This window comes from Streptomyces sp. IBSBF 3136, from assembly GCF_036815105.1.
Taxonomy (GTDB): Bacteria; Actinomycetota; Actinomycetes; order Streptomycetales; family Streptomycetaceae; genus Streptomyces.
In genome coordinates, this window is record NZ_JAJSZC010000005.1 from 63,189 (window position 1) to 82,511 (window position 19,323).

The 19,323-nt window shown below is 69.2% G+C and carries 19 protein-coding genes and 4 pseudogenes; 14 read left to right on the forward strand and 9 right to left on the reverse strand.

Annotated elements, in window-relative coordinates; genetic code table 11:
* Positions 1-41 precede the first annotated feature (41 nt).
* The 6 genes and pseudogenes from V7E45_RS02045 (at position 42) to V7E45_RS02070 (ending at position 4,794) form a co-directional block, all read left to right on the forward strand.
* On the forward strand, positions 42-443 hold the full coding sequence (locus tag V7E45_RS02045) for a nuclear transport factor 2 family protein (RefSeq protein ID WP_333772300.1): 402 nt from the start codon (positions 42-44) through the stop codon (positions 441-443).
* Between the two features lie 16 nt (positions 444-459).
* Positions 460-1,899, forward strand: coding sequence for a gamma-aminobutyraldehyde dehydrogenase (locus tag V7E45_RS02050; protein ID WP_333772301.1), 1,440 nt, complete (start codon positions 460-462; stop codon positions 1,897-1,899).
* A gap of 976 nt (positions 1,900-2,875) precedes the next feature.
* Positions 2,876-3,001 (forward strand): annotated as a pseudogene (locus V7E45_RS02055) (acyl-CoA dehydrogenase family protein); the annotation flags it as partial.
* A 16-nt stretch (positions 3,002-3,017) separates the two neighbouring features.
* Positions 3,018-3,630: pseudogene (locus V7E45_RS02060) on the forward strand (acyl-CoA thioesterase); the annotation flags it as partial.
* A gap of 5 nt (positions 3,631-3,635) precedes the next feature.
* Positions 3,636-4,616: a cation diffusion facilitator family transporter gene (locus V7E45_RS02065; RefSeq protein ID WP_333772302.1), complete on the forward strand. Its 981-nt coding sequence runs from the start codon at positions 3,636-3,638 to the stop codon at positions 4,614-4,616.
* A 40-nt stretch (positions 4,617-4,656) separates the two neighbouring features.
* Positions 4,657-4,794, forward strand: a complete 138-nt coding sequence (locus V7E45_RS02070; RefSeq protein ID WP_333772303.1) for a hypothetical protein — start codon at positions 4,657-4,659, stop codon at positions 4,792-4,794.
* Here the strand turns inward: V7E45_RS02070 and V7E45_RS02075 are convergent.
* Positions 4,773-4,974, reverse strand: a pseudogene (locus V7E45_RS02075) (phosphatase); the annotation flags it as partial. The gene V7E45_RS02070 and the pseudogene V7E45_RS02075 overlap by 22 nt on opposite strands.
* Positions 4,975-5,400: 426 nt before the next feature.
* On the opposite strand from V7E45_RS02075, the gene V7E45_RS02080 reads away from it, so the two are divergent.
* Entirely contained in the window at positions 5,401-6,243 is an 843-nt protein-coding gene (locus V7E45_RS02080; RefSeq protein WP_333772304.1) for an MBL fold metallo-hydrolase, read from the forward strand.
* A gap of 242 nt (positions 6,244-6,485) precedes the next feature.
* Here the strand turns inward: V7E45_RS02080 and V7E45_RS02085 are convergent, their stop codons facing one another.
* Positions 6,486-7,055: an MmyB family transcriptional regulator gene (locus tag V7E45_RS02085; protein WP_443055905.1), complete on the reverse strand. Its 570-nt coding sequence runs from the start codon at positions 7,053-7,055 to the stop codon at positions 6,486-6,488.
* Between the two features lie 68 nt (positions 7,056-7,123).
* Here V7E45_RS02085 and V7E45_RS02090 point away from each other — a divergent pair, with 68 nt between their 5' ends.
* Positions 7,124-7,303 carry a hypothetical protein gene (locus V7E45_RS02090; protein ID WP_333772305.1) on the forward strand — a complete coding sequence of 60 codons (180 nt, stop codon included), beginning with the start codon at positions 7,124-7,126 and terminating at the stop codon, positions 7,301-7,303.
* A 112-nt stretch (positions 7,304-7,415) separates the two neighbouring features.
* The gene (locus tag V7E45_RS02095) at positions 7,416-7,745 is read left to right on the forward strand and encodes a hypothetical protein (RefSeq protein WP_333772306.1); all 330 of its coding nucleotides are present in this window, start codon (positions 7,416-7,418) and stop codon (positions 7,743-7,745) included.
* A 305-nt stretch (positions 7,746-8,050) separates the two neighbouring features.
* Here the strand turns inward: V7E45_RS02095 and V7E45_RS02100 are convergent, their stop codons facing one another.
* The 4 genes from V7E45_RS02100 to V7E45_RS02115 all read right to left on the reverse strand — a co-directional run bounded on the left by V7E45_RS02100 (position 8,051) and on the right by V7E45_RS02115 (position 12,183).
* Positions 8,051-9,088 carry a LacI family DNA-binding transcriptional regulator gene (locus V7E45_RS02100; RefSeq protein WP_333772307.1) on the reverse strand — a complete coding sequence of 346 codons (1,038 nt, stop codon included), beginning with the start codon at positions 9,086-9,088 and terminating at the stop codon, positions 8,051-8,053.
* A gap of 91 nt (positions 9,089-9,179) precedes the next feature.
* A complete protein-coding gene (locus tag V7E45_RS02105; protein WP_333772308.1) occupies positions 9,180-10,010 on the reverse strand; it encodes an ATP-binding cassette domain-containing protein in 831 nt (276 codons plus the stop codon).
* On the reverse strand, positions 10,007-11,020 hold the full coding sequence (locus V7E45_RS02110; protein ID WP_333772309.1) for an ABC transporter permease: 1,014 nt from the start codon (positions 11,018-11,020) through the stop codon (positions 10,007-10,009). The genes V7E45_RS02105 and V7E45_RS02110 overlap by 4 nt, the downstream gene beginning before the upstream one ends.
* 140 nt (positions 11,021-11,160) lie before the next feature.
* Entirely contained in the window at positions 11,161-12,183 is a 1,023-nt protein-coding gene (locus V7E45_RS02115) for a sugar ABC transporter substrate-binding protein (RefSeq protein WP_333772310.1), read from the reverse strand.
* Positions 12,184-12,410: 227 nt separating this feature from the next.
* Between V7E45_RS02115 and V7E45_RS02120 the strand changes: the two genes are divergently transcribed.
* The 4 genes from V7E45_RS02120 to V7E45_RS02135 all read left to right on the forward strand — a co-directional run bounded on the left by V7E45_RS02120 (position 12,411) and on the right by V7E45_RS02135 (position 16,899).
* A complete protein-coding gene (locus tag V7E45_RS02120; protein ID WP_333772311.1) occupies positions 12,411-13,376 on the forward strand; it encodes a carbohydrate kinase family protein in 966 nt (321 codons plus the stop codon).
* A 226-nt stretch (positions 13,377-13,602) separates the two neighbouring features.
* Complete coding sequence (locus V7E45_RS02125; protein WP_333772312.1) at positions 13,603-16,164, forward strand: GH32 C-terminal domain-containing protein; 2,562 nt, start codon at positions 13,603-13,605, stop codon at positions 16,162-16,164.
* A 35-nt stretch (positions 16,165-16,199) separates the two neighbouring features.
* Entirely contained in the window at positions 16,200-16,493 is a 294-nt protein-coding gene (locus V7E45_RS02130; protein ID WP_333772313.1) for a putative quinol monooxygenase, read from the forward strand.
* Between the two features lie 262 nt (positions 16,494-16,755).
* Positions 16,756-16,899 carry a hypothetical protein gene (locus V7E45_RS02135; protein ID WP_333772314.1) on the forward strand — a complete coding sequence of 48 codons (144 nt, stop codon included), beginning with the start codon at positions 16,756-16,758 and terminating at the stop codon, positions 16,897-16,899.
* Between the two features lie 148 nt (positions 16,900-17,047).
* Here the strand turns inward: V7E45_RS02135 and V7E45_RS02140 are convergent, their stop codons facing one another.
* The 3 genes from V7E45_RS02140 to V7E45_RS02150 form a co-directional block, all read right to left on the reverse strand.
* Entirely contained in the window at positions 17,048-17,191 is a 144-nt protein-coding gene (locus V7E45_RS02140) for a hypothetical protein (protein WP_333772315.1), read from the reverse strand.
* A gap of 147 nt (positions 17,192-17,338) precedes the next feature.
* A complete protein-coding gene (locus V7E45_RS02145; protein WP_333772316.1) occupies positions 17,339-17,623 on the reverse strand; it encodes a hypothetical protein in 285 nt (94 codons plus the stop codon).
* 536 nt (positions 17,624-18,159) lie between these two features.
* Positions 18,160-18,816 (reverse strand): class I SAM-dependent DNA methyltransferase, encoded by a 657-nt coding sequence (locus V7E45_RS02150; protein ID WP_333772317.1) that lies wholly within the window; start codon positions 18,814-18,816, stop codon positions 18,160-18,162.
* 279 nt (positions 18,817-19,095) lie between these two features.
* Between V7E45_RS02150 and V7E45_RS02155 the strand changes: the two are divergent.
* A pseudogene (locus V7E45_RS02155) lies at positions 19,096-19,200 on the forward strand (adenosylcobinamide amidohydrolase); the annotation flags it as partial.
* Between the last annotated feature and the right edge of the window lie 123 nt (positions 19,201-19,323).

Consider the following 19,323-nt stretch of genomic DNA (forward strand, 5'->3'; position numbering starts at 1 on the left):
CCGGCCCCCGACCGCCGAACGCCCGTGACCAGGAGCCGTACATGAGCACCACCACTGTCCAGGAGGTCCGGACCGCCGCAGACGCGCTTGTCGCCGCCTTCGCCGAGGGCCGTCTCGACGACTACTTCGGCGCCTTCTCCCCCGATGCGACCTTCGTCTTCCACACCACCCCGCAGCGGCTCGGCTCCACGGCCGAGTACCGGGCGCTGTGGCAGCAGTGGGTGGAGCAGGACGGCTTCCGGATCCTCGGCTGCACTTCGTCCGCACAGCTGATCCAGCACTTCGGCGACACCGCCGTCTTCAGTCACAACGTCGAAACCCGGATCGCCACCCATACCAGCCAGGAGACGGTCCACGAACGGGAGACCATCGTCTTCACCCGCGCCGACGACGGCCGCTGGGTCGCCGTCCACGAGCACCTGTCCGCGCGTAGCGCCGCCTGACCAGGAGAGACGTTCCATGAGCACGACCTTCCGCAACTTCATCGACGGTGCGTTCGCGGACGCCTCCGACGGCCGCACGCTCGACGTGGTGGACCCCACCACTGGTGACGTCTACGCGACTTCCCCGCTCTCGGGGGCCGCGGACGTGGATGCTGCGATGGCGGCCGCGGCCTCGGCGTTCCCCATCTGGCGCGACACCACACCGTCCGTACGGCAGCGCGTACTGTTGAAGATCGCCGACGTGATGGAGGCACGGGCCGACGAACTGGTCGCCGCGGAGAGCCGGGACACCGGCAAGCCGCTCCACCTCACCCGCAGTGAGGAACTCGCCCCCGCAATCGACCAGATCCGCTTCTTCGCGGGCGCGGCACGCATGCTGGAGGGCCGCTCGGCCGGCGAGTACATGGAGGGGATGACCTCCATCATCCGCCGCGAGCCGGTCGGTGTGTGCGCCCAGGTCGCGCCATGGAACTACCCCCTGCTGATGGCGGTGTGGAAGTTCGCCCCGGCTCTCGCGGCGGGCAACGCCGTGGTCCTCAAACCCTCGGACACCACCCCGGCCTCCACGGTTCTGATCGCCGAGATCATCGGCGGTGTCCTGGAGGAGTTGTCGCTGCCCCGCGGAATCTTCAACGTGGTCTGCGGTGACCGTGAGACCGGCCGTCTGATGGTGGAGCACCCGATCCCCGCGATGGCGTCCATCACCGGTTCTGTACGCGCCGGCATCCAGGTCGCCCAGAGCGCGGCCAAGGACGTCAAGCGGGTGCACCTGGAGCTCGGAGGCAAGGCCCCGGCGGTGATCTTCGAAGACGCCGATCTGGCGAAGGCGGTCGAGGACCTGGTGATCGGCGGCTTCTTCAACGCCGGGCAGGACTGCACGGCCGCGACCCGCGCCCTGGTCCACGAGTCGGTCCACGACGAGTTCGTCGCCGCCCTCGCCAAAGCCGCGGCCGACACCAGGACCGGGTTGCCGGACGACGAGGACGTGCTGTACGGACCGCTGAACAACGCGGGCCAGCTCGCCCAGGTCAGCGGCTTCATCGAGCGCCTCCCCGAGCATGCCAGGATCGAGGCGGGCGGCCACCGGGTCGGCGAGCAGGGCTACTTCTACGCCCCGACCGTGGTCTCCGGCCTCCGACAGGACGACGAGATCATCCAGAACGAGGTCTTCGGCCCGGTCATCACCGTCCAGTCCTTCACGGACGAGGCCCAGGCCGTGCGATACGCCAACGGCGTTGACTACGCGCTGGCCTCCTCGGTGTGGACCAGAGACCACGCGCGGGCGATGCGGATGTCGAAGAACCTCGACTTCGGCTGTGTGTGGATCAACACCCACATGGTCCTCGTCGCCGAGATGCCGCACGGCGGGTTCAAGAAGTCCGGCTACGGCAAAGACCTCTCCGCATACGGCTTCGAGGACTACACCCGGATCAAGCACGTCATGACGTCGCTCTGACGTCCAGCAACACGTCGGCCGCCCCGGTCCTGCCCGGAGCGGCCGACGTGCCCACACCAACCGACCCGGTCTCCAAGAGCAGGTCACGGTGCTCGGAGGCCACATGGGGCGTCGCGCCGTCCCCGCGGTGGATCAGCAGCGGCTCCATGCGCTCGATCCACATCGGGTGAGCGCGCACCGAGCGCGGCACCGACACCCGGATGCCCGTCTGCGCCGTGGCCAGCGGCGGCAGCCAGCGCAGGCCATCGCGAAGCGGTCCGCGAGCGCGCCAGCGGCCCGGATCGGAACGAGGGACCGGCTTGGCGGGCCCTCCCCGACTCCCCCCGAGTAAGCACGCTCGCCTAACCCTGGACTCCTGGACCGCCACCATCGACGATCAAGGCCTTGCCGCTTCGGCCCCGCTTCCAACGCGGCGAGGAGGGCTGGTATCTCACCAGCGGCGGACATGCCTTCAACCGCCGCGCCTCCTGCTGAGCGGACGCCAGCGCAGGCGGCCGCAACCGATCACTTCCCGTCAATCCCCGTACGCGGGCGAATGGTGCCGAGTAGGTGGGAGTTGTCGTCCCGGTGGTCTCCCCCGTTCCACCGGGACGCTTTCGTGTCGGCAGCCGCGCCTCTGCTGGATGCCGCCGACCGGTTCAGAGCCAGTCGCTGCATCTCCCCGCGATGTACGTGCGAATGATGATCCGGTTCCGTACGGTTTCAGTTCCCGGCTCTGACGGGGCGACCGGGACTCGGCGGTCCGACGCTCCGATCACAAGCCGCGCGGGACCGCCATCGATGGTCGCGGCGAGGGGCCGTAGGCTGGCCATGCCGATGCGCCAGGTACAACGCCTGGCCCTGTGGGGCCCGGCGAGCTGAGGCTGGGCCCCACGCCACTTCTTCAGGCCGGGGCTTGTCGCGGGCGTCGCCCTTCAGCCTGCCGACGTCGGCTGGAGCCCCAGCCGCTGCCTGCGCCCCGAGGCCGTCCGTCCAGCTCCAGCTGCACGGCGGCTACGGCTACATGAACGAGTACCCGATCGCCCGTCTGTACGCCGACAACCGCGGCAACCGCATCTACGGCGGCACCAGCGAGATCATGAAGGCGATCATCGCCAAGGACCCGTGGGCCGCATCCGCGCCGGGTGGTCGCCGTCCAGCACGGGCAGCCGATCTTCCATCTCTCGGCGTCCTTCCAGACATACGGGGATGGCCTTGACCACCGGGCCCCCATGCCCTCCGCGCCGGACCCGGCGACCCTGCCCACCTCCCAGGAGCGGCTGCGCGGCTACCACCATCTCGCACCCGAGGTGGTGGAGCGGTTCCTGGAGGTCCGCGAGGCGGTCGACTGCGCTGGTCGACGAGCCGCCGTACGGCAGGTTCGGCGAGCCGCGCGAGCCGCACTCCCAGGTCTGGTTCCGCACCAACGGCAGGCTCGAAGGCGCCATCGACGAACCGCTGCTGCACGTCGTCCTCGCCACGTACGTCTCCGACATGACACTCCTCGACTCGGTCCTGCTCGCCCACGGCCGCGGCGGCCAAGCGGTCGGCGACGTCGTCGGGGCCTCGCTCGACCACGCGCTGTGGTTCCACCGGCCGTGCCGGGCCGACGAGTGGCTGCTGTACGACCATGAGTCCCCGTCGGCATACGGCGGCCGCGGCCTCGGTCAGGCCCGCATCCACACGCAGGACGGGCGCCTGGCCATCTCGGTCATCCAGGAGGGCGTGATACGGGTTCCGCGGGAACACTGAGGGACATGGCGAAAGCTCTGCACTCGGACCGGCGGGACACCGACGTCGGAAGTACTTTCACGGTCGTCGTCGCCGCCCTCGCCAACCTCGGCATCGCTTTGGCCAAGGTGGTGGCCGGCCTCATCAGCGGCTCCAGCGCCATGCTCTCCGAGGCCGCGCACTCGCTCGCCGACACGGTCACCGAGGTGTTGCTACTGACGGCGCTCAAGCGCAGCCGGAAACCCCCCGACGAGGACCATCCCCTCGGATACGGCCCCGAACGCTACGTCTGGGCGCTGCTCGCCGCGGTCGCCACCTTCGTCGGCGGCGCGGTCTTCTCCCTCTACGACGGCATCCACACCCTGACGAGGGGCGAGACGCTCGGTGACCCGCGGGTGTCGTACATCGTCCTCGCGGTCGCCTTCGTGCTGGAGGGCTTCTCGCTGCGGACCGGGGTGCGCCAGGCGCGCGGTGACGCGGACCGCCGCGGAATGTCCTTCCGGCTCTATCTCCGGCACACGCCCGACACCGCCGTGAAGGCGGTGGTTCTGGAGGACTCGGCTGCGCTGATCGGCCTGGTGCTGGCGGCGGGCGGTTTGCTGGGCGGGCAGCTCACGGGATCCGGGGTCTGGGACGGCATCGCCTCCCTGTCCATCGGCGTGCTGCTGCTGTTCGTCGCCTGGGTGCTCGGCCGGTCGAACGTGGAGCTTCTCATCGGGCGGCCGCTGCCCCGGCCGGTGCGGGAGCGGATCCGGGCGGAACTCCTGCAGGTGGAGCACATCGAGGCGGTACTGGAGCTGACGACGCTGGTGCAGGCCCCGGGAGAGGCCCTGGTGGCGGCCAAGGTCGACTTCCGTGACCTGTCGACCGCCGCCGAGGTCGAGTGGGCCTGCGAGCGGGCCGAGCAGCGACTGCACGAGGCGTTCCCGGCGGTGTGCCGGGTGTATCTGGACCCGACGCCCGGGTATGCGCAGCGGCGCTCCGAGGGCCTGAACCCCGGTTCGTGAAAACGGCTTGGAAGCGCTAGGCGCGCACGGGGATGAGGCCGTGACAGTCATCGCGGAGCCGTGGAACTGGCAGGGCGGGCGAATTCGGGACGCCTTCCTGGACGCCGTGCGGACGGTCGCCGACCTCGCGGCCGACCCCGCTGTCGCCGCCGCGTGGGGGTCGTTGCAGCCCGCGTAGCCGACGGAGTCGACGCCGTGCCGCCCCGCGGGCCCTACCCAGCCGTGGCCGGCGACGACCAGGTCGGGCAGCGGGCGGCCCTCGCGCTCCCGGCCCGTGAGGATGGCACGCATCGGCTCGCCGGAATGGGTGGTGCCACAGCGTGGCCCCGTGCTCCAGCATCGGCACGTCCGCGAAACCACGACCCGTCGAGCGAAGCGGAGCATCTCCAGGCGGGACGATTCATTCATGGGTTCGATTGGAGGAGCCGAGTAGAGCTGGCTTCGATTGCGGAGCCGAGGCAGCGTCGTAGTCGCGTTCAGTGGTACCGATGCTGCTCGTGCCGTGGTGGTGACCGTGCGGAGCCCTGGGAGGCTATGGGGGTCGGTGAGCTTCGTCGTGATCACGGGACCCTCTGGCGTTCCGGATTGGCTGGCGAGCAAGATCGTGTGTAGGTCAGTGCCTCCTTGGAGATCGGCGATGCAGGGCACAGTGGTACCTCCGCTGGGACCCAGCTACTGTCGAAAGCGCCTGAAGTTCGAATTCAGAACATTTCGGGACCGTGGCCCCGGCCTCATTTTGTTGGCTGGCCTGGCCGCTGTACGCGCCGAGACCGCGGGAGTCGTGATGACCGCACTCGCCTACACCGTCCACGTCGCTCCGTCGAAGCCGGCGGTGTCCGACGACCTCCCACCGGGCGAAGAGCGGCGGATGTGGTCACCGACATCGTCGACGCTCATCCACGGCGAACGCGACGCGGTGCTCGTGGACCCGTTGCTGACCGTGGACGAATCGCGCCGCCTGGCCGACTGGGTCGTCGCGAGGGGCAAGAACGTCACCACGATCTTCGTCACGCACGCGCACGGCGACCACTTCTTCGGGGCGCCCGCAGTACTCGACCGCTTCCCACAGGCTCGGCTTGTCGCCGCACCGGACGTCGCGGCCCACGCGGGGGCGCAGTGGGGATCCGCCTGGTTCGACGGTGTCTGGCAGCCCCGCTTCCCCGACCAGCTCCCCGACCGGCACCTCGTCCCCGAGCCGCTGCCCGACGGCCGGATCGAGGTGGAGGGCGAGGAGCTACGCGCGATCGAACTCGGCCACACCGACACCGACGGCACGAGCGCCCTGCATGTGCCATCTCTCGGCCTGGTGGTCGCCGGCGACGCCGTCTACGGCGACGTCCACCTGTACCTCGGTGAGGCCAAGGGCAACGGCACGGCGCACTGGCTGCGCGCCCTCGACGTGATCGAGGCACTGCGCCCGAGCGCCGTAGTCTCCGGCCACAAGCGCGACGGCGATCCAGACAGCCCCGACGACGTGGGGCGGACCCGCCGCTACATCGAGGACTTCACGGCCGCGGCGGCGACGGCCAAGGACCACACCGACCTTTACACGTCGATGCTCCGCCTCTATCCCGACCGCGTGAACCGCGGCGTGCTCTGGAACTCGGCCAAGACCGCGCTCTCCTGAGGATTCCCGGCGCCGCCCTCATCCGGAAACGGGTACGTGTGCGTCGTCAAGGCGCCACTCATGGACCCGTGGCGTCCGCGTGCATCTGTTGCCGAGCGGCGCTTCGCAACTGGGCGGGATCATTCGGTCGAGAGTCAGCTGACCGGTCGGCGTTAACGGGCAGTCAAGGAACAAACGAGGGGGACGCAGAGCCGGCCGCTTCGGACGGCGAGCGGCTCCCCGTTCAAAGTGTGCAGCGCAGTTCACGTCCAGCGCGTGCGTTGCCACCGTTGTTTACGCGAGGCGTTCGTGAAGGTCGGCTTGCGACTGGTTCGGAGTGGCGGCCCAGGTGGCCAGGAGGCGGAGGGCGTCGGCGCTGGGCTGTTGGGAACGGCGGTGTAGATCACGAGGGTGAGGCTGGGGTCGGAGTCCAGGGACATGGTCTCGAAGTTCAGCTCCAGGTTTCCGACGGCCGGATGATGGATTTTCTTGGGTCCGGTGCGGTGTTGCCGGACGCTGTGCTCTGCCCAGTGTTTCCGGAAGATCTCGCTGCGGGTGGACAGCTCCCCGATGAGGTTGGTGAGGTCCGTGCTGTAGGGGTTTCGGTCTGCCTCCCCACGGAGCATTGCGGCGACGTCGTTGGCGGCCTTGTCCCAGTCGGGGAGCAAGTCGCGGGCGGCTGGGTCGAGGTAGAGGAACCTGGCGATGTTGGCGGGGCGGCGCGGGTCCGCGAGGAGTGGGGCATACAGGACCTGTGCCAGGTCGTTGGGGGCCAGCAGGTCCTGGCGGTCGTTGTGGATCCATGCGGGTGCGTCGGTGATGGCGTCCCACATGTTCTGCAGGGCGGGCCGGAGGCGCGCTTCGCCGCGGTGCGGCGGCGGGCCGTAGTGGGTGGGCAGGTGTGCCGGGCGACCTCGAACAGGTACTGGCGTTCGGCGTCGTCGAGGTGGAGGGCGCGGGCCACGCCGTCCAGGACGCTGCTGTCGGAGGCACCCGAGAGATTGCCTCTCTCCAGTCGCAGGTAGTAGTCGACCGACACACCGGCCAGCATCGCGGCCTCTTCACGGCGCAACCCAGGTGAAGCAGGGGCTGCTGGAGGTGGCTGTTCAGGGCGGCCGGCGCCGACGCATCGGCGATACCGCCAGCCGCCAGTCACCAGCGGCGGCGACCGCCTCCGACCCGGGAAAGTGATCATGAAGCAGACGACTCTTGGCCATTCCGAAGTCTCCGGCATCGGCCTGCGCACGATGGACACGTCTTCCCGCCCCGCCGACGGCGGCAGCGGCACGTGCTACATCGTCATCGGAGCGGGAGCGATCGGCAGGACCGCCCGGCGCGCGCCTGATGTCGGCATTCCGCACGGCTCGGCGCAGCGGTGCGCCGAGGCCATCCCTGACGAAGGCGGGTCCCGGTCGCGAGGCAGGTACTGGCGTTACCTGGAAGGCCAGGCACTGCCACCGGACAGCGAAACGAGATTCCCTGGAGACGGCTGTTCAGCCGGTGACATCCGGTGCAAACCATGACATGGGGTGTCCGAGCAGCAGCGCCGCCCGCGGCGTGCCGCAATCGGCGGCGGCCGTGTCCGCGGTTCGCTTGATCCGCTGCACAGGTGTTGTGAAAGCGCCCGCTTGGGGCGGTGGACACGAGACCGTGGTGGAGTGATCCGTAACCTCCAGCGTCTGCTCGCCCCTGCGTCCCAGCCGCCGCCACACCGAAGCGTCCCGCGCCGCGGCGTGGGACCCGCAGGTGCGGGGAGCACTCGTCGGGCTGGATCCGTGGCCGTCCTCGCCGACCGGCTGGACAGGGAGAAAAGAGGTAAGCGGGCTTGTTACCCCTCCTGCAGCAGCTGCGGGGCAAGCTGCTGCTCCCCCGACCCGCGCACGATCAGTCGGGTGGGGACGGTGATGGTGCGGACGCGGGAGCGGTCGCCGTCGAGGCGGGCCAGGGCGGTGGTCGCGGCTGCTCTGCCGATTTCTTCGGGGTCCTGGGCGACGACGGTCAGGGCCGGTTCGAGTACTTCGGCGAGCGGGACGTCGTCGAAGGCGACGAGGGCCACGTCCTTGCGTTTGGTGCGGGCGAGTTCGGTAACGACCCCCAGGGCGACGATGTTGTTGCCGGCGAACAGGGCGGTGGGGGGATCGGCCAGGCTCAGCAGCTCGGCGGTGGCGATGGCGGCCCCATGCTGGTCGTGCGCGTTGGTGAGCAGGGCACGGTCGTAGGGGAGGCCGGCTTCGTCGAGCGCCGCACGGTATCCGGCCAGGCGCTCGCGGCGGGTGTAGAGCCTGGTGGGGAGATCGCCGACGAAGCCGATGCGCCGGTGGCCGTGGTTGATCAGGTGGGTGACGCCGGCCTGGGCGCCGGCTCGGTTGGAGCTGACGACGCTGTCCGTGGACAGGCCCACCCCAGGCCGGTCAAGAAAGACGACGGGCAGGCCCGTGGCGCGGTGGGGCCTGAGGTGTGCGTGGTCGGCGCCGACGGACGGCACGACCATCAGGACGCTGACGCGGCGGGCGAGGAACTTGTCCGTCAACGCGCGTTCGCGGTCCGGGTCGTCCGCGGAGGAGCCCATGAGCAGGGTGAGGCCGCGGTCGCGGACGGTGTCCTCGATACTGCGGGCCACGGCGCCGAAGAAGGGGTTGCCGAGGTCGGGGATGACCAACCCAATGGTGGTGTCGGGTCCACCGACGCGGATGTTGCGTGCCATAAGGTTCGGCTGGAAGCCGAGCCTGGCCACGGCGGCGAGCACCTGCTCCCGGGTCTTGGCTGATGCGGGGCCGTCCTCATTGAGGACGCGGGAGACCGTCTTGGCGCTGACGCCCACTTCCCGGGCCACGTCTGCGAGGGTGGGGCGGCGATTCGCTGCCATGGAGTAAACAGTCTCCCCTGCTCGTCGGTTCCGGCCGCGGTGGCACGGTGTGTCGCCCCGGCCGGCCGGAACCCATGAGTGTGGTCGTAGGTCAGTTGGCCTTGACTCCCGCGGCCTTCGCCGCCTGGGAGTCCGCTACGACGGTACCTCCCGCCTCATCGACGGTGAGCGCTCCGGTCATGATGGCGACGACTTCGGCCATGGAGTAGTCGGAAGGCTTGATCACGGCCGCGCGCTTGCCGAGGCGGTGGACGTGGATGCGGTCGGCGATCTCGAAGACGTGCGGCATGTTGTGGCTGATCAGGACGACCGGCATGCCCTTGTCCCGGACGCGGCGGATGAGGTCGAGGACCTGTCCGGACTCTTTGACGCCGAGGGCGGCGGTGGGTTCGTCCATGACGACGACGCTGCGGGCCCAGGCGACGGACCGGGCGACCGCGACGGCCTGCCGCTGCCCGCCGGAGAGGGTCTCGACCGCCTGGGTCAGCGAGCGCAGCCCGATCTTCAGGTCGGCCATGTGCTCGGCGGCCTCCTGGCGCATGCGCTTCTTGTCCAGCATGCGGAAGACGCTTCCCAGGACGCCTGGTCGGAGCAGTTCGCGTCCCAGGAACATGTTCGAGGCGATGTCCATGGAAGCGGCCACGGCGAGGTCCTGATAGACCGTCTCGATACCGTGGGCGCGGGCGCTTTGCGGTCCGGAGAAGGTGATGGGCTGGCCGTTGAGGCGGATCTCGCCGGCGTCGGGGGTCAACGCGCCGGTGAGGGCCTTGATCAGGCTGGTCTTTCCGGCGCCGTTGTCGCCGATGACGGCGAGGACCTCGCCGGGCATCAGGTCGAAGTCGGCGCCGTCGATGGCGGTGACGTGTCCGTACCGCTTGACCAGGCCGCGGGCCTGCAGCACGGGGGTGGTGGTCGCGGTCATCGTGCCTTCTTCCGGGAGATCTGGTCGACGGTCACCGCCAGGATCACCAGGACGCCGGTGATCAGCGTCTGGTAGATCGAGGCGACGCCCATCAGTTGCAGGCCGTTGCGGAACACACCGACGATGAGGACGCCGATGAAGGTGCCCAGGACCGAGCCGCGGCCGCCGAAGAGGCTGGTGCCGCCGAGGACGACGGCGGTGATGCTGTCGAGGTTGTCGGTCTGGCCGGCCTGGGGGTCGCCGACTCCGGTGCGGGAGATGAGCAGGAGGGCGGCGATGCCGTAGAGCAGGCCCGCCACGGTGTAGACGCCGATGGTCAGGCGGGAGGTGCGGATGCCGTTCAGGCGTGCCGCTTCGGGGCTGTTGCCGAGCGCGTAGACGTGCCGGCCCCATCCGGTGCTGCTCAGGGCGTAGGCGAGGAGGAGGAACAGGCCGATGGTGACCAGCGAGCCGTAGGTGATGTCGGTGTTGCCGAGCGGGAAGGTCTTCCCAAGAGCTGTCAGGGGTCCGGGCAGGCTGGTGACGGTCTGTTCTTCGGAGTAGATGTGGGTCAGTGCGAACGCCACGTTGAGCATGCCGAGGGTGACGATGAACGGCGGCAGCGGGATCTTCTGCACCAGCGCTCCGTTGAGCAGCCCGAAGCCGCCGCAGACGACCAGGCCGAGCGCGATGGCGGCGAGCGGTGGCAGGGAGCCCTCGGCGGCCATTTTGGCGATCATGATGCTGCCGAACGCCATCACGGCCCCGCATGACAGGTCGATGCCCGCGGTGAGGATGATCAGGGTCTGGCCGATGGCGAGGGTGCCTACCACCATGACCTGCTGCACGATCAGCGAGAAGTTCCCGCCGGTGAGGAACTGGTCGGTCGAGAGCGAGAAGAAGGCGCAGGCCAGGAGAAGGGCGACCAGCGGGCCGGTGGTCGGCTGCGTGAGCAGTCTGCGGGCCGTGCTCGGTGCGGTGAGCCCGGCGTATGGCTTGGACGTGTCCGGGGGCGTGGTCGTGGCTGTCATGCGAAGTCCTTGTCGGAAGACAGATGTCCTTGTGCGTCCGCGTCGGAGGACAGGGGAACAAGGGGGCGGCCGTCCCCGGTCAGGGAAGGAGGGACGGCCGCCGCGCGGAGTCGTGCGGTGTCGTACGGCCCGGGGGCGGCTCAGCCCCAGCAGTGCTCCAGGCCGTAGCCGGTGTCCTTGGCCGTGACGCCGGTCTGCGTCTTGTCGGTGATCAGGGTGACGCCGGTGTCGGTGTAGCCCGACGCCTTCTTGCCGTCCTTGGCGTACGTCACGACGGCCTTGACGCCCTCGGCGGCCATCTTCAGCGGGTATTGCTGCGACGTCGCGGCGATCTTGCCGTCCTTGACCGCCTGTGTCCCGGTGCAGCCACCGTCGACGGAGACGATCAGCACGTCCTTCTCGCGTCCCTTGGCCTTCAGCGCGGTCCAGGCGCCCAGCGCGGCGGGCTCGTTGATGGTGTAGACGACGTTGATGTCCGGCTCCTTCTGGAGGCAGTTCTCCATCGCCGTCTGGCCCTTGGCCTGGTCGCCGCCGGTGTCCTGGGAACAGACGACGGAGGAGTCGCCCTCCTTGATGCCGAAGCCCTTCAGGAAGCCGTCGTGGCGCTGGACGCCGACGGACACGCCGGGCGCGAGGTCGAGGGTGGCTATCTTGGCGGCCTTGCCCTTCATGGCGGTCTTGGCGTACGCGCCGATCAGCTCGCCGGCCTTGAGGTTGTCGGTGGCGAAGAGGGCGTCGACCGCGCTCTGCGGGTCGGTCGGTGTGTCCAGCGCGATGACCAGGACGCCCTTGGCCTTGGCCTTCTCGATGGCCGGCACGATGGCCTTGGAGTCGCTCGGGGTGATCAGGATGCCCTTCACCCCGGAGGCGACCATGTTCTCGATGGCGGTGACCTGGCCGGCGTTGTCCCCGTCGAACTTGCCGGCCGCGGTCATGAGCTTGACGCCCTCGGCCTTCGCCTCCTTCTCCGCGCCCTCCTTCATCTTCACGAAGAACGGGTTGGTGTCCGTCTTGGTGATCAGGCCGACCTTGACGTCGCCCGAACCGGTGCTGGACGAGTCCGATCCGGAGCCGGAACCGCAGGCCGTCAGGGTGAGCGCCGCGACGCCAGTGACAGCGGCGGCTCTGAGGAGTGAGGTGGACAGGCGGGTGGTGCGAGACATGTTCGACTCCTGAGGGATAGCGAGCGGCACGGGGCGGGATCAGGACACATGCCGCCCGGGATGTCAGCGTTGACTTATGTCATCGTTGACACTGCTTGCCGAGGATGATGGACTCCGGCTCCCGGCAACGTCAATGCCTTGCGCGAGACACAAGTCCGTAACGGCCGCGGCGGATGCCCGGTCCGTGCCCGCTTCCCCGCCCGTGCGTTCGCAGAGAAGAGCCGCCCATGAGCAGCCCACGCCAGATCACCGTCCTGGGAGAGTGCGTCGCGGACGCGTTCACCGAACCGACGGGCACCTCGAGCGAACTCGCGCTGCGGGTGCTGCCTGGCGGCGGACCTGCGAACACGGCTGTGGCCCTGACCCGCCTGGGCACCCCGGCGCGTTTCCTCGCACGACTGTCCGGCGACGTGTTCGGCCGTCTGTTCCGGGCTCACCTGGAGTCCTCCGGGGTGGACCTGACGGGCGCCGTCGCGGCCGCGGAGGCCAGCACACTGGCCGTGGCGGAGCTGGACGAGCGGGGGCAGGCCGCGTTCTCCTTCCACGCGCAGAACACGGCCGACTGGCAGTGGACAGCCGAGGAGCTGGCGGGGGTGGACCTGTCCGGGACCGCCTGCGTGCACAGCGGTTCCCTGGCCCTGGTCCGGGAACCCGGCGCGGCGGTGGTAGAGGACTTCCTGGCCGCAGCGGCTCCCCGGGCCACCATCAGCATCGACCCCAACGTCCGGCCGCTGCTGGTGGATCCCGAGGTCTACCGTGGCCGGCTGGCGCACTGGTGCGCACTGACGGATGTGCTGCGGCTGAGCGAGGACGACCTGCAGCTCCTGCTGCCGGGCACACCGCCCGAGCAGGCGTGCGACACCTGGCACGCGGCCGGGGCACGGCTCGTCGTGATCACGTTCGGTGCCGACGGCGTCCTGGCCTCGCTCGACGGCGAACGCATCGTGGTGCCCGCCGTGCCCACGAGCGTCGTCGACACGGTAGGGGCGGGGGACTCCTTCACCGCCGGGCTGCTGCATCACCTGGCCGCCCGTGGACTCCTCGGCGGCAGGCTGACGCATCTCCGTCTCGGTGACGTCGCGGACGCCTGCCGGTTCGCTGCCAGGGTTGCGGCCCTGACCTGCTCGGTTGCCGGTCCGAATCCGCCGCTGCACAGCCAGTTGGAGCAGCTCGCCACCGCCGGCCGAGCATGAGGTACGGGCGTAGCGGCTGCAGGTGCCCTGGCGCCCGGACTGTTGACGCGCTGGCCAAATTGCCCCATCATCGGGCCACTCCATGTCATCGATGACACAAGTCAACGATGTCACTTCCTTGTCGGGCGCCGTAGACGTCGGCGCCCGGCGGGTCGTCAACTTTCGGCTGGTTCCGCGCCGGCACAGCAGGCTCCGCTGCGCGGACAGCCGCGGCACAGGAGACACCATGAGCTCTGGACGTATATCCCGGCGTGCCCGCACACGGATGATCGCGGCGGTGGCAACCGTCTGCGCCCTGTCCGCGGCCCCGCTCGCCCCCCAGGCCCTGGCCGCCGACACCCGGCCGTACTCCGAAACCTACCGGCCCCAGTTCCACTTCACCCCGCAGAAGAACTGGATGAACGATCCGAACGGTCTGGTGTACTACCAGGGCGAATACCACCTGTTCTACCAGTACAACCCCAACGGCAACTCCTGGGGCGACATGTCCTGGGGGCACGCGGTGAGCAAGGACCTCGTGCACTGGAAGGAGCTGCCGCTCTCCCTGTCGCACGACGACCAGGAGATGGTGTTCTCCGGCAGCGCGGTCGTCGACCGGAACAACACCACCGGGTTCGGCACGAAGAAGAACCCGCCCATGGTGGCGATCTACACCAGCGCCTACAAGAACGGCGGCAAGCAGGCCCAGTCGCTCGCCTACAGCACCGACCGCGGCCGCACCTGGACCAAGTACCAGGGCAATCCCGTACTCGACATCGGCTCCGGCGAGTTCCGCGACCCCAAGGTCCAGTGGTACGCACCCACGAAGAGCTGGCTGATGACCGTGTCGCTGTCCACCGAGCACAAGGTGCGGTTCTACTCGTCCAAGAACCTCAAGGACTGGGACCTGCTCAGCGAGTTCGGCCCGGCCGGCGCGACCGGCGGCGTGTGGGAGTGCCCGGACCTGTTCCCCCTCGCGGTCGACGGAGACCCGCACCACATCAAGTGGGTCCTCGTCGTCAACATCAACCCCGGCGGCACCGCAGGCGGTTCGGCCGCCCAGTACTTCATCGGCGACTTCGACGGCACGACGTTCACCGCCGAGGACAAGGGCACCTACACCCCGCCCACCGGGAAAGTCGTGCAGGACTTCGAGGACACCGGCTTCGGGACGTGGACGGCCACCGGCACCGCGTTCGGCGACGGACCGTCGGCCGGGGCACTGGCCGGGCAGGGCACCATCGACGGCTTCAACGGCAAGGGCCTCGCCAACAGCTTCCACTCGGGTGACGGCGCCACGGGCACCCTCACCTCCCCCGCATTCACCGTCGACAGCCCCTACCTGAACTTCAAGGTCGGCGGCGGACGCCACCCACACGAGCCGGGAACCGTCCTGGAGCAGGGACCGCCGCCCGCAGGCACGGTCCTCGCCGACTTCGAAGGCGGCAGCTACGGCGACTGGACGAAGGCCGGAGACGCCTTCGGCGCCGCACCCGCCACCGGCACCCTCCCCGGCCAGCAGGAAGTCTCCGGATTCCGGGGCAGCGGTCTGGTCAACACCTTCCTGAACGGCGACTCCACCACCGGCGCGCTCACCTCACCCGAATTCACTCTCGACAAGAAGCACATCAACTTCCTCATCGGCGGCGGCCATCGCCCCACCAGCGCCGCCGAACCCACCGCCGTAGAACTCCTCGTCGACGGCCACGCCGTGCGCAGCGCCACCGGAGGGGACGCCGAGGCCCTCAACTGGGCTTCCTGGGACGTCAGCGACCTTGCCGGTAAGAAGGCGCAGATCAGGATCGTCGACGACAACATCGGCGGCTGGGGTCACATCAACGTCGACCACATCATGCTGTCCGACACCAAGGCCCAGCCCGTCTCCCAGGAGACGTCCGTCAACCTGATCGTCGACGGCCAGGTCGTGCGCAGCGCCACCGGCTCCAACAGCGAGACCCTCGACTGGGCTTCCTTCGACCTGCGCCCCTACGCCGGCAAGAAGGCCCAGATCCAGATCGTCGACAGGAACACCGCCGGCTGGGGCCACATCCTGGCCGACCAGTTCACCGCCGCCGACAAGCCCGCCACGTCCGCCCTGCAGCGCGCCGACTGGGCCGACTACGGCAAGGACTACTACGCGGCGGTGTCCTGGGAGAACGCGCCCGGCGGCAAGCGCTACATGATCGGCTGGATGAACAACTGGGACTACGGCGGTGCCATCCCCACCTCCCCCTGGCGGGGCGCACAGAGCACCCCCCGGGAGATGGCCCTGCGCACCGTCGACGGCCGCATCCGCCTGACCAGCAGGCCGGTGAACAGCCTGAAGTCCCTGCGGCAGGAGCCCCCGGCGACCGCGGCCGGCATCACCGTCACGAGCACCACCAAGCCCCTGGCCGGCCCCGCGGCCAAGGGCAAGGCACTCGACATCGAGGCCACCTTCTCCCTCAAGGACGCCGAACGCTTCGGCCTGAAGGTGCGCACCGGCGCCGCGGGCGAGGAGACACTCATCGGCTACGACACCACGACGCAGGAGCTGTACGTCGACCGCACCCGCTCTGGCGCCGTGGACTTCAACAGCTCCTTCCCCGGCGTCCAGCGAGCGCCCCTCGAGGCGAAGGACGGCAAGGTGAAGCTGCGGATCCTTCTCGACTGGTCGTCCGTCGAGGTGTTCGGCGGCAGCGGCGAAGCAGTGATCACCGACCAGGTCTTCCCCGACCCCGCCAGTCAGGGAGTGCAGGTCTTCGCCGAGAACGGCTCGGTGAAGCTGGAGCGAGCCCATATCTGGCACCTCGGCTCCTACCGCGACTGACCCTCACACCAGACCCGACCGAAGGACATCACACCGTGAACAGGACCCTGCTCGCCGAGTTCACCGCACGCGAGGGAGCGCAGGACGAGGTCGCCGACCTCATCCGGAGCTACGCCGAGAAGGTGCGCGAGGAAGACGGCAACCTGGCCTTCGACGTCTACACCAAGGCGTCCAACCCGCGCGCCTACTGGATCTTCGAGACGTACCGGGACGAGGACGCCTTCCAAGCCCACCTGAAGGCTCCCTACGGCGGCCCCTTCAATGCAGCCCTCGCCCCGCTGATCGAGGAGGACGCCTCGGTGCTGACCTTCCTCGATCCGCTGGTCTGACCGTGGGCCTGCCCGCCGCACGAGCCTGCTGTCCCACGGTCTTGCGGGCGAATGCGTGCCGGACGGTGACTCCGCCCAGGGTGTGGTGGGTGAATCGGTGCCGCACGGTGGCGGAGGCGGGCAGCGCGCGGGACGACGGGGGCTCCGAGCAGGCACGACCTGGAGACGGTGGCAGCCGCCTTTTTCGAACTTCTCAGTCCCGGCGCCCTCCGCCGTTCCGGCGGACACCCGTCCCGCAAACGCCGCATGAATGCCGTTTGCGGTGTCCCGGACGGGGGACGAACTGCTCCTCTGCCAGGAGCGGGGGGAACGGTACGGCGCGGTGCTGGCCTGGGATCCGGCGGCGAACGACTACCGGAGGTGCTGGCCGGACCTGGCCGCGTTGTTCGAGGGCGTCGCACGGTAGCCGGGACAGGCGGGGGGGGGGGCGCGGGGGGGCGGGGGGCCCCCCCCGGGGCCCCCACCCCAAAAAAAACAAAANCCCCCCCCCCCCCCCCCCCCCCCCCCCCCCCCCCCCCCCCCCCCCCACGGCCGTTAGCCGACTCGTCAAAACCTCAGCACTCCCCCACCACGGTGGTGGTGGGCATCGCCCGCAGCATCATCCGGTTCCCGGCGAACGTCATCCCGTACCCCGACCACCCGGACACCGCCGACACCGGATCCGTGCCTATGGCAGAAGTCCCCGATGAGCTGATCATGCTGGAACGATCCGCCGAGTAGGAACGCGCGAAGCTTGCGGGCCTCACCGGGGCGGATCACGAAGCCCGCTGGCGCCGCTGTCGCTAGGCCTCCGAGGTCGTGCAAGCGGCCGTCACCGCGCAGGCCGAAGCCACCCGGGCCAGCCGCTATGAGCTGCAGTAGGCGGTGAAGAATGCGGTCCGGCACACGGAGGACCCTGCCATGCCGCGGACGAAGAAGAGGGAGCCCATGGCCCATGAGGGACGGCGACCGTGGTCTCGGACATCGAGCGAGCACGCGCTGACCCGCAGGCCGCTGTCGGGCATGGTGCCGGCGGAGCCGATCCAGCGCCGGCACTTGTCGCACGCCACCACCTCGTTCGACCACCAGCCGTGCTGCACGGCTCGGCTCTCGCTGGTCAGCAGCAGGTGGTAGCGGCCAGCGCCGCTCACGCGAGCCTAATCCCTCTGGATCGGCCGGCCCCTGGACGTCCGCGTCACCGGGGCCCTGGTCCGCCTCTTCGCGCTCCCGCTGACCCTCATCGTCGAACTCACCACCGACCACATCCACCACGACGCAAACCACACCTATCTGACGATCAGCCACCATCCGTTCGTCCTGCCGCCCAAGCTCGCCCACCTCATCGACGACCTCCTCCGCGGCACGCGTCAGCACAGCGGCGAAGCCACGAAGTACCTCCTGCCGGGACGCAGCCCCGGGCGCCCCCGCCACCCGGCGGGTCTGTCCGACCGGCTCAAGCGCTACGACCTACCCGCCCGAGCCGCCCGCAACACCGCCATGATGGAAGCCCTCGCCGACCTGCCTCCCATAGTCATCTCCGACCTGTTCGGCATCCAGCCCAGAACGGCAGCACGCTGGGCTGCCTTCGCAGGCGAGAACTGGTCGGACTATTTGGCAATCCGCCAGCCTCACAGCAGCACGGGGCCACCCGCCCGCTGACGGGTGATCTTGCTGCTGAACCCGCTCGTCACGTCGAAAGCACCGACTGACGGCGGGCGAAAAGGACCGCTCCTGGAACGCTCTCGTCGGGGTCAATCAGCATCTGGGCCTCGACCCTGAACCCGGCGGCCCGAAGCCACCCCGCCACTTTGTCGGGCTGACGACGGTGTACGTAGACGTTCATCGGGTGACCGCCATAGCCCTGCGTCTTCAGCCTTGAGCCGCTGCCAACGTGGAAGCCGAGCATCAGCGGTCCGCCGGGACGCAACGCCCGCCGGAAGTGAGCGAAGACCGTGGGCACCGCATCGTCGGGAATGTGGATCAGCGACCAGAAGGCAAGCAAGCCGGCGACCGAGGCATCGGCGAGGTCGAGGTCCGTCATCGAGCCCACCTCGAACCGGAGGCGGGGGTGCGCACGCCGAGCCACATCGATCATCCCGGGGGAAAGATCGATACCGAAAGCCTCCACACCCAGTCCCTGCAGGTGATCCGTGACGTGTCCAGGACCGCAGCCCACATCCGCCACCGGCCCGCCGCCGGAGGCCCGCACCAAGTCCGCGAACAACGCCAGAGCCGCCCGAAGATACGGTGCCTTGATCAGAGACTCGCGCAATTGGTCCGCGTAGCTGACTGCGACCGTGTCGTAGGAGGTCCGGGTATCTGCCAACCATTGGTCCGCGTTCATGGCCCGACACGGTACTCGAGTGATCAGGATGACGAACCGACGTTCCCGACGACTTCTTTGGTGAACCACCGGCCGATGAAGGGGCCGGGACGCTCGTAAGGGAAGAGCCGTCGCAAACGAAGGCCACTTCGTGTGGCTGAGCCACGTTGCTGGTAGCTGGCGGCACGTCACACCGCCTCAAACGACGCATGCACAGGGGGCGGGAGACGCGAACGCCGGGCTCACGCGTCCGGACAGCGCACATGCGCGACACCGCGGTCCCGCTGCGGGCGGGCACGGGTAAACATCGTCGTGGCCCTTCCCGTGGCGCTGTCCGGCGCGGCGCTGGTCAATGCGGTCGCCACGGCCACCGAGGCCAAGGTGCAGGCGCTGGTCGGGGCCGGCTGCTTCAAGGAAACAGCGGCAGGACTGATCGCCTTGTGACACCCTGGCCTCCGGATGGCAGGTCATCGAAGGCGTCAACCCGTTGTCTTGCCAGTGACCGCTTGCCAGTGACCGCACGAGAAG

Bases quoted from the DNA above. Each gene is read 5' to 3' on its own strand.
- V7E45_RS02150 (WP_333772317.1), bottom strand. From the start codon at position 18,816: ATGAACGCGGACCAATGGTTGGCAGATACCCGGACCTCCTACGACACG.
- V7E45_RS02110 (WP_333772309.1), bottom strand. From the start codon at position 11,020: ATGACAGCCACGACCACGCCCCCGGACACGTCCAAGCCATACGCCGGG.
- V7E45_RS02095 (WP_333772306.1), top strand. From the start codon at position 7,416: ATGAAGCAGACGACTCTTGGCCATTCCGAAGTCTCCGGCATCGGCCTG.
- V7E45_RS02140 (WP_333772315.1), bottom strand. From the start codon at position 17,191: ATGATCAGCTCATCGGGGACTTCTGCCATAGGCACGGATCCGGTGTCG.
- V7E45_RS02115 (WP_333772310.1), bottom strand. From the start codon at position 12,183: ATGTCTCGCACCACCCGCCTGTCCACCTCACTCCTCAGAGCCGCCGCT.
- V7E45_RS02100 (WP_333772307.1), bottom strand. From the start codon at position 9,088: ATGGCAGCGAATCGCCGCCCCACCCTCGCAGACGTGGCCCGGGAAGTG.
- V7E45_RS02120 (WP_333772311.1), top strand. From the start codon at position 12,411: ATGAGCAGCCCACGCCAGATCACCGTCCTGGGAGAGTGCGTCGCGGAC.
- V7E45_RS02125 (WP_333772312.1), top strand. From the start codon at position 13,603: ATGAGCTCTGGACGTATATCCCGGCGTGCCCGCACACGGATGATCGCG.
- V7E45_RS02105 (WP_333772308.1), bottom strand. From the start codon at position 10,010: ATGACCGCGACCACCACCCCCGTGCTGCAGGCCCGCGGCCTGGTCAAG.
- V7E45_RS02065 (WP_333772302.1), top strand. From the start codon at position 3,636: ATGGCGAAAGCTCTGCACTCGGACCGGCGGGACACCGACGTCGGAAGT.
- V7E45_RS02050 (WP_333772301.1), top strand. From the start codon at position 460: ATGAGCACGACCTTCCGCAACTTCATCGACGGTGCGTTCGCGGACGCC.
- V7E45_RS02080 (WP_333772304.1), top strand. From the start codon at position 5,401: ATGACCGCACTCGCCTACACCGTCCACGTCGCTCCGTCGAAGCCGGCG.
- V7E45_RS02045 (WP_333772300.1), top strand. From the start codon at position 42: ATGAGCACCACCACTGTCCAGGAGGTCCGGACCGCCGCAGACGCGCTT.
- V7E45_RS02085 (WP_443055905.1), bottom strand. From the start codon at position 7,055: ATGTGGGACGCCATCACCGACGCACCCGCATGGATCCACAACGACCGC.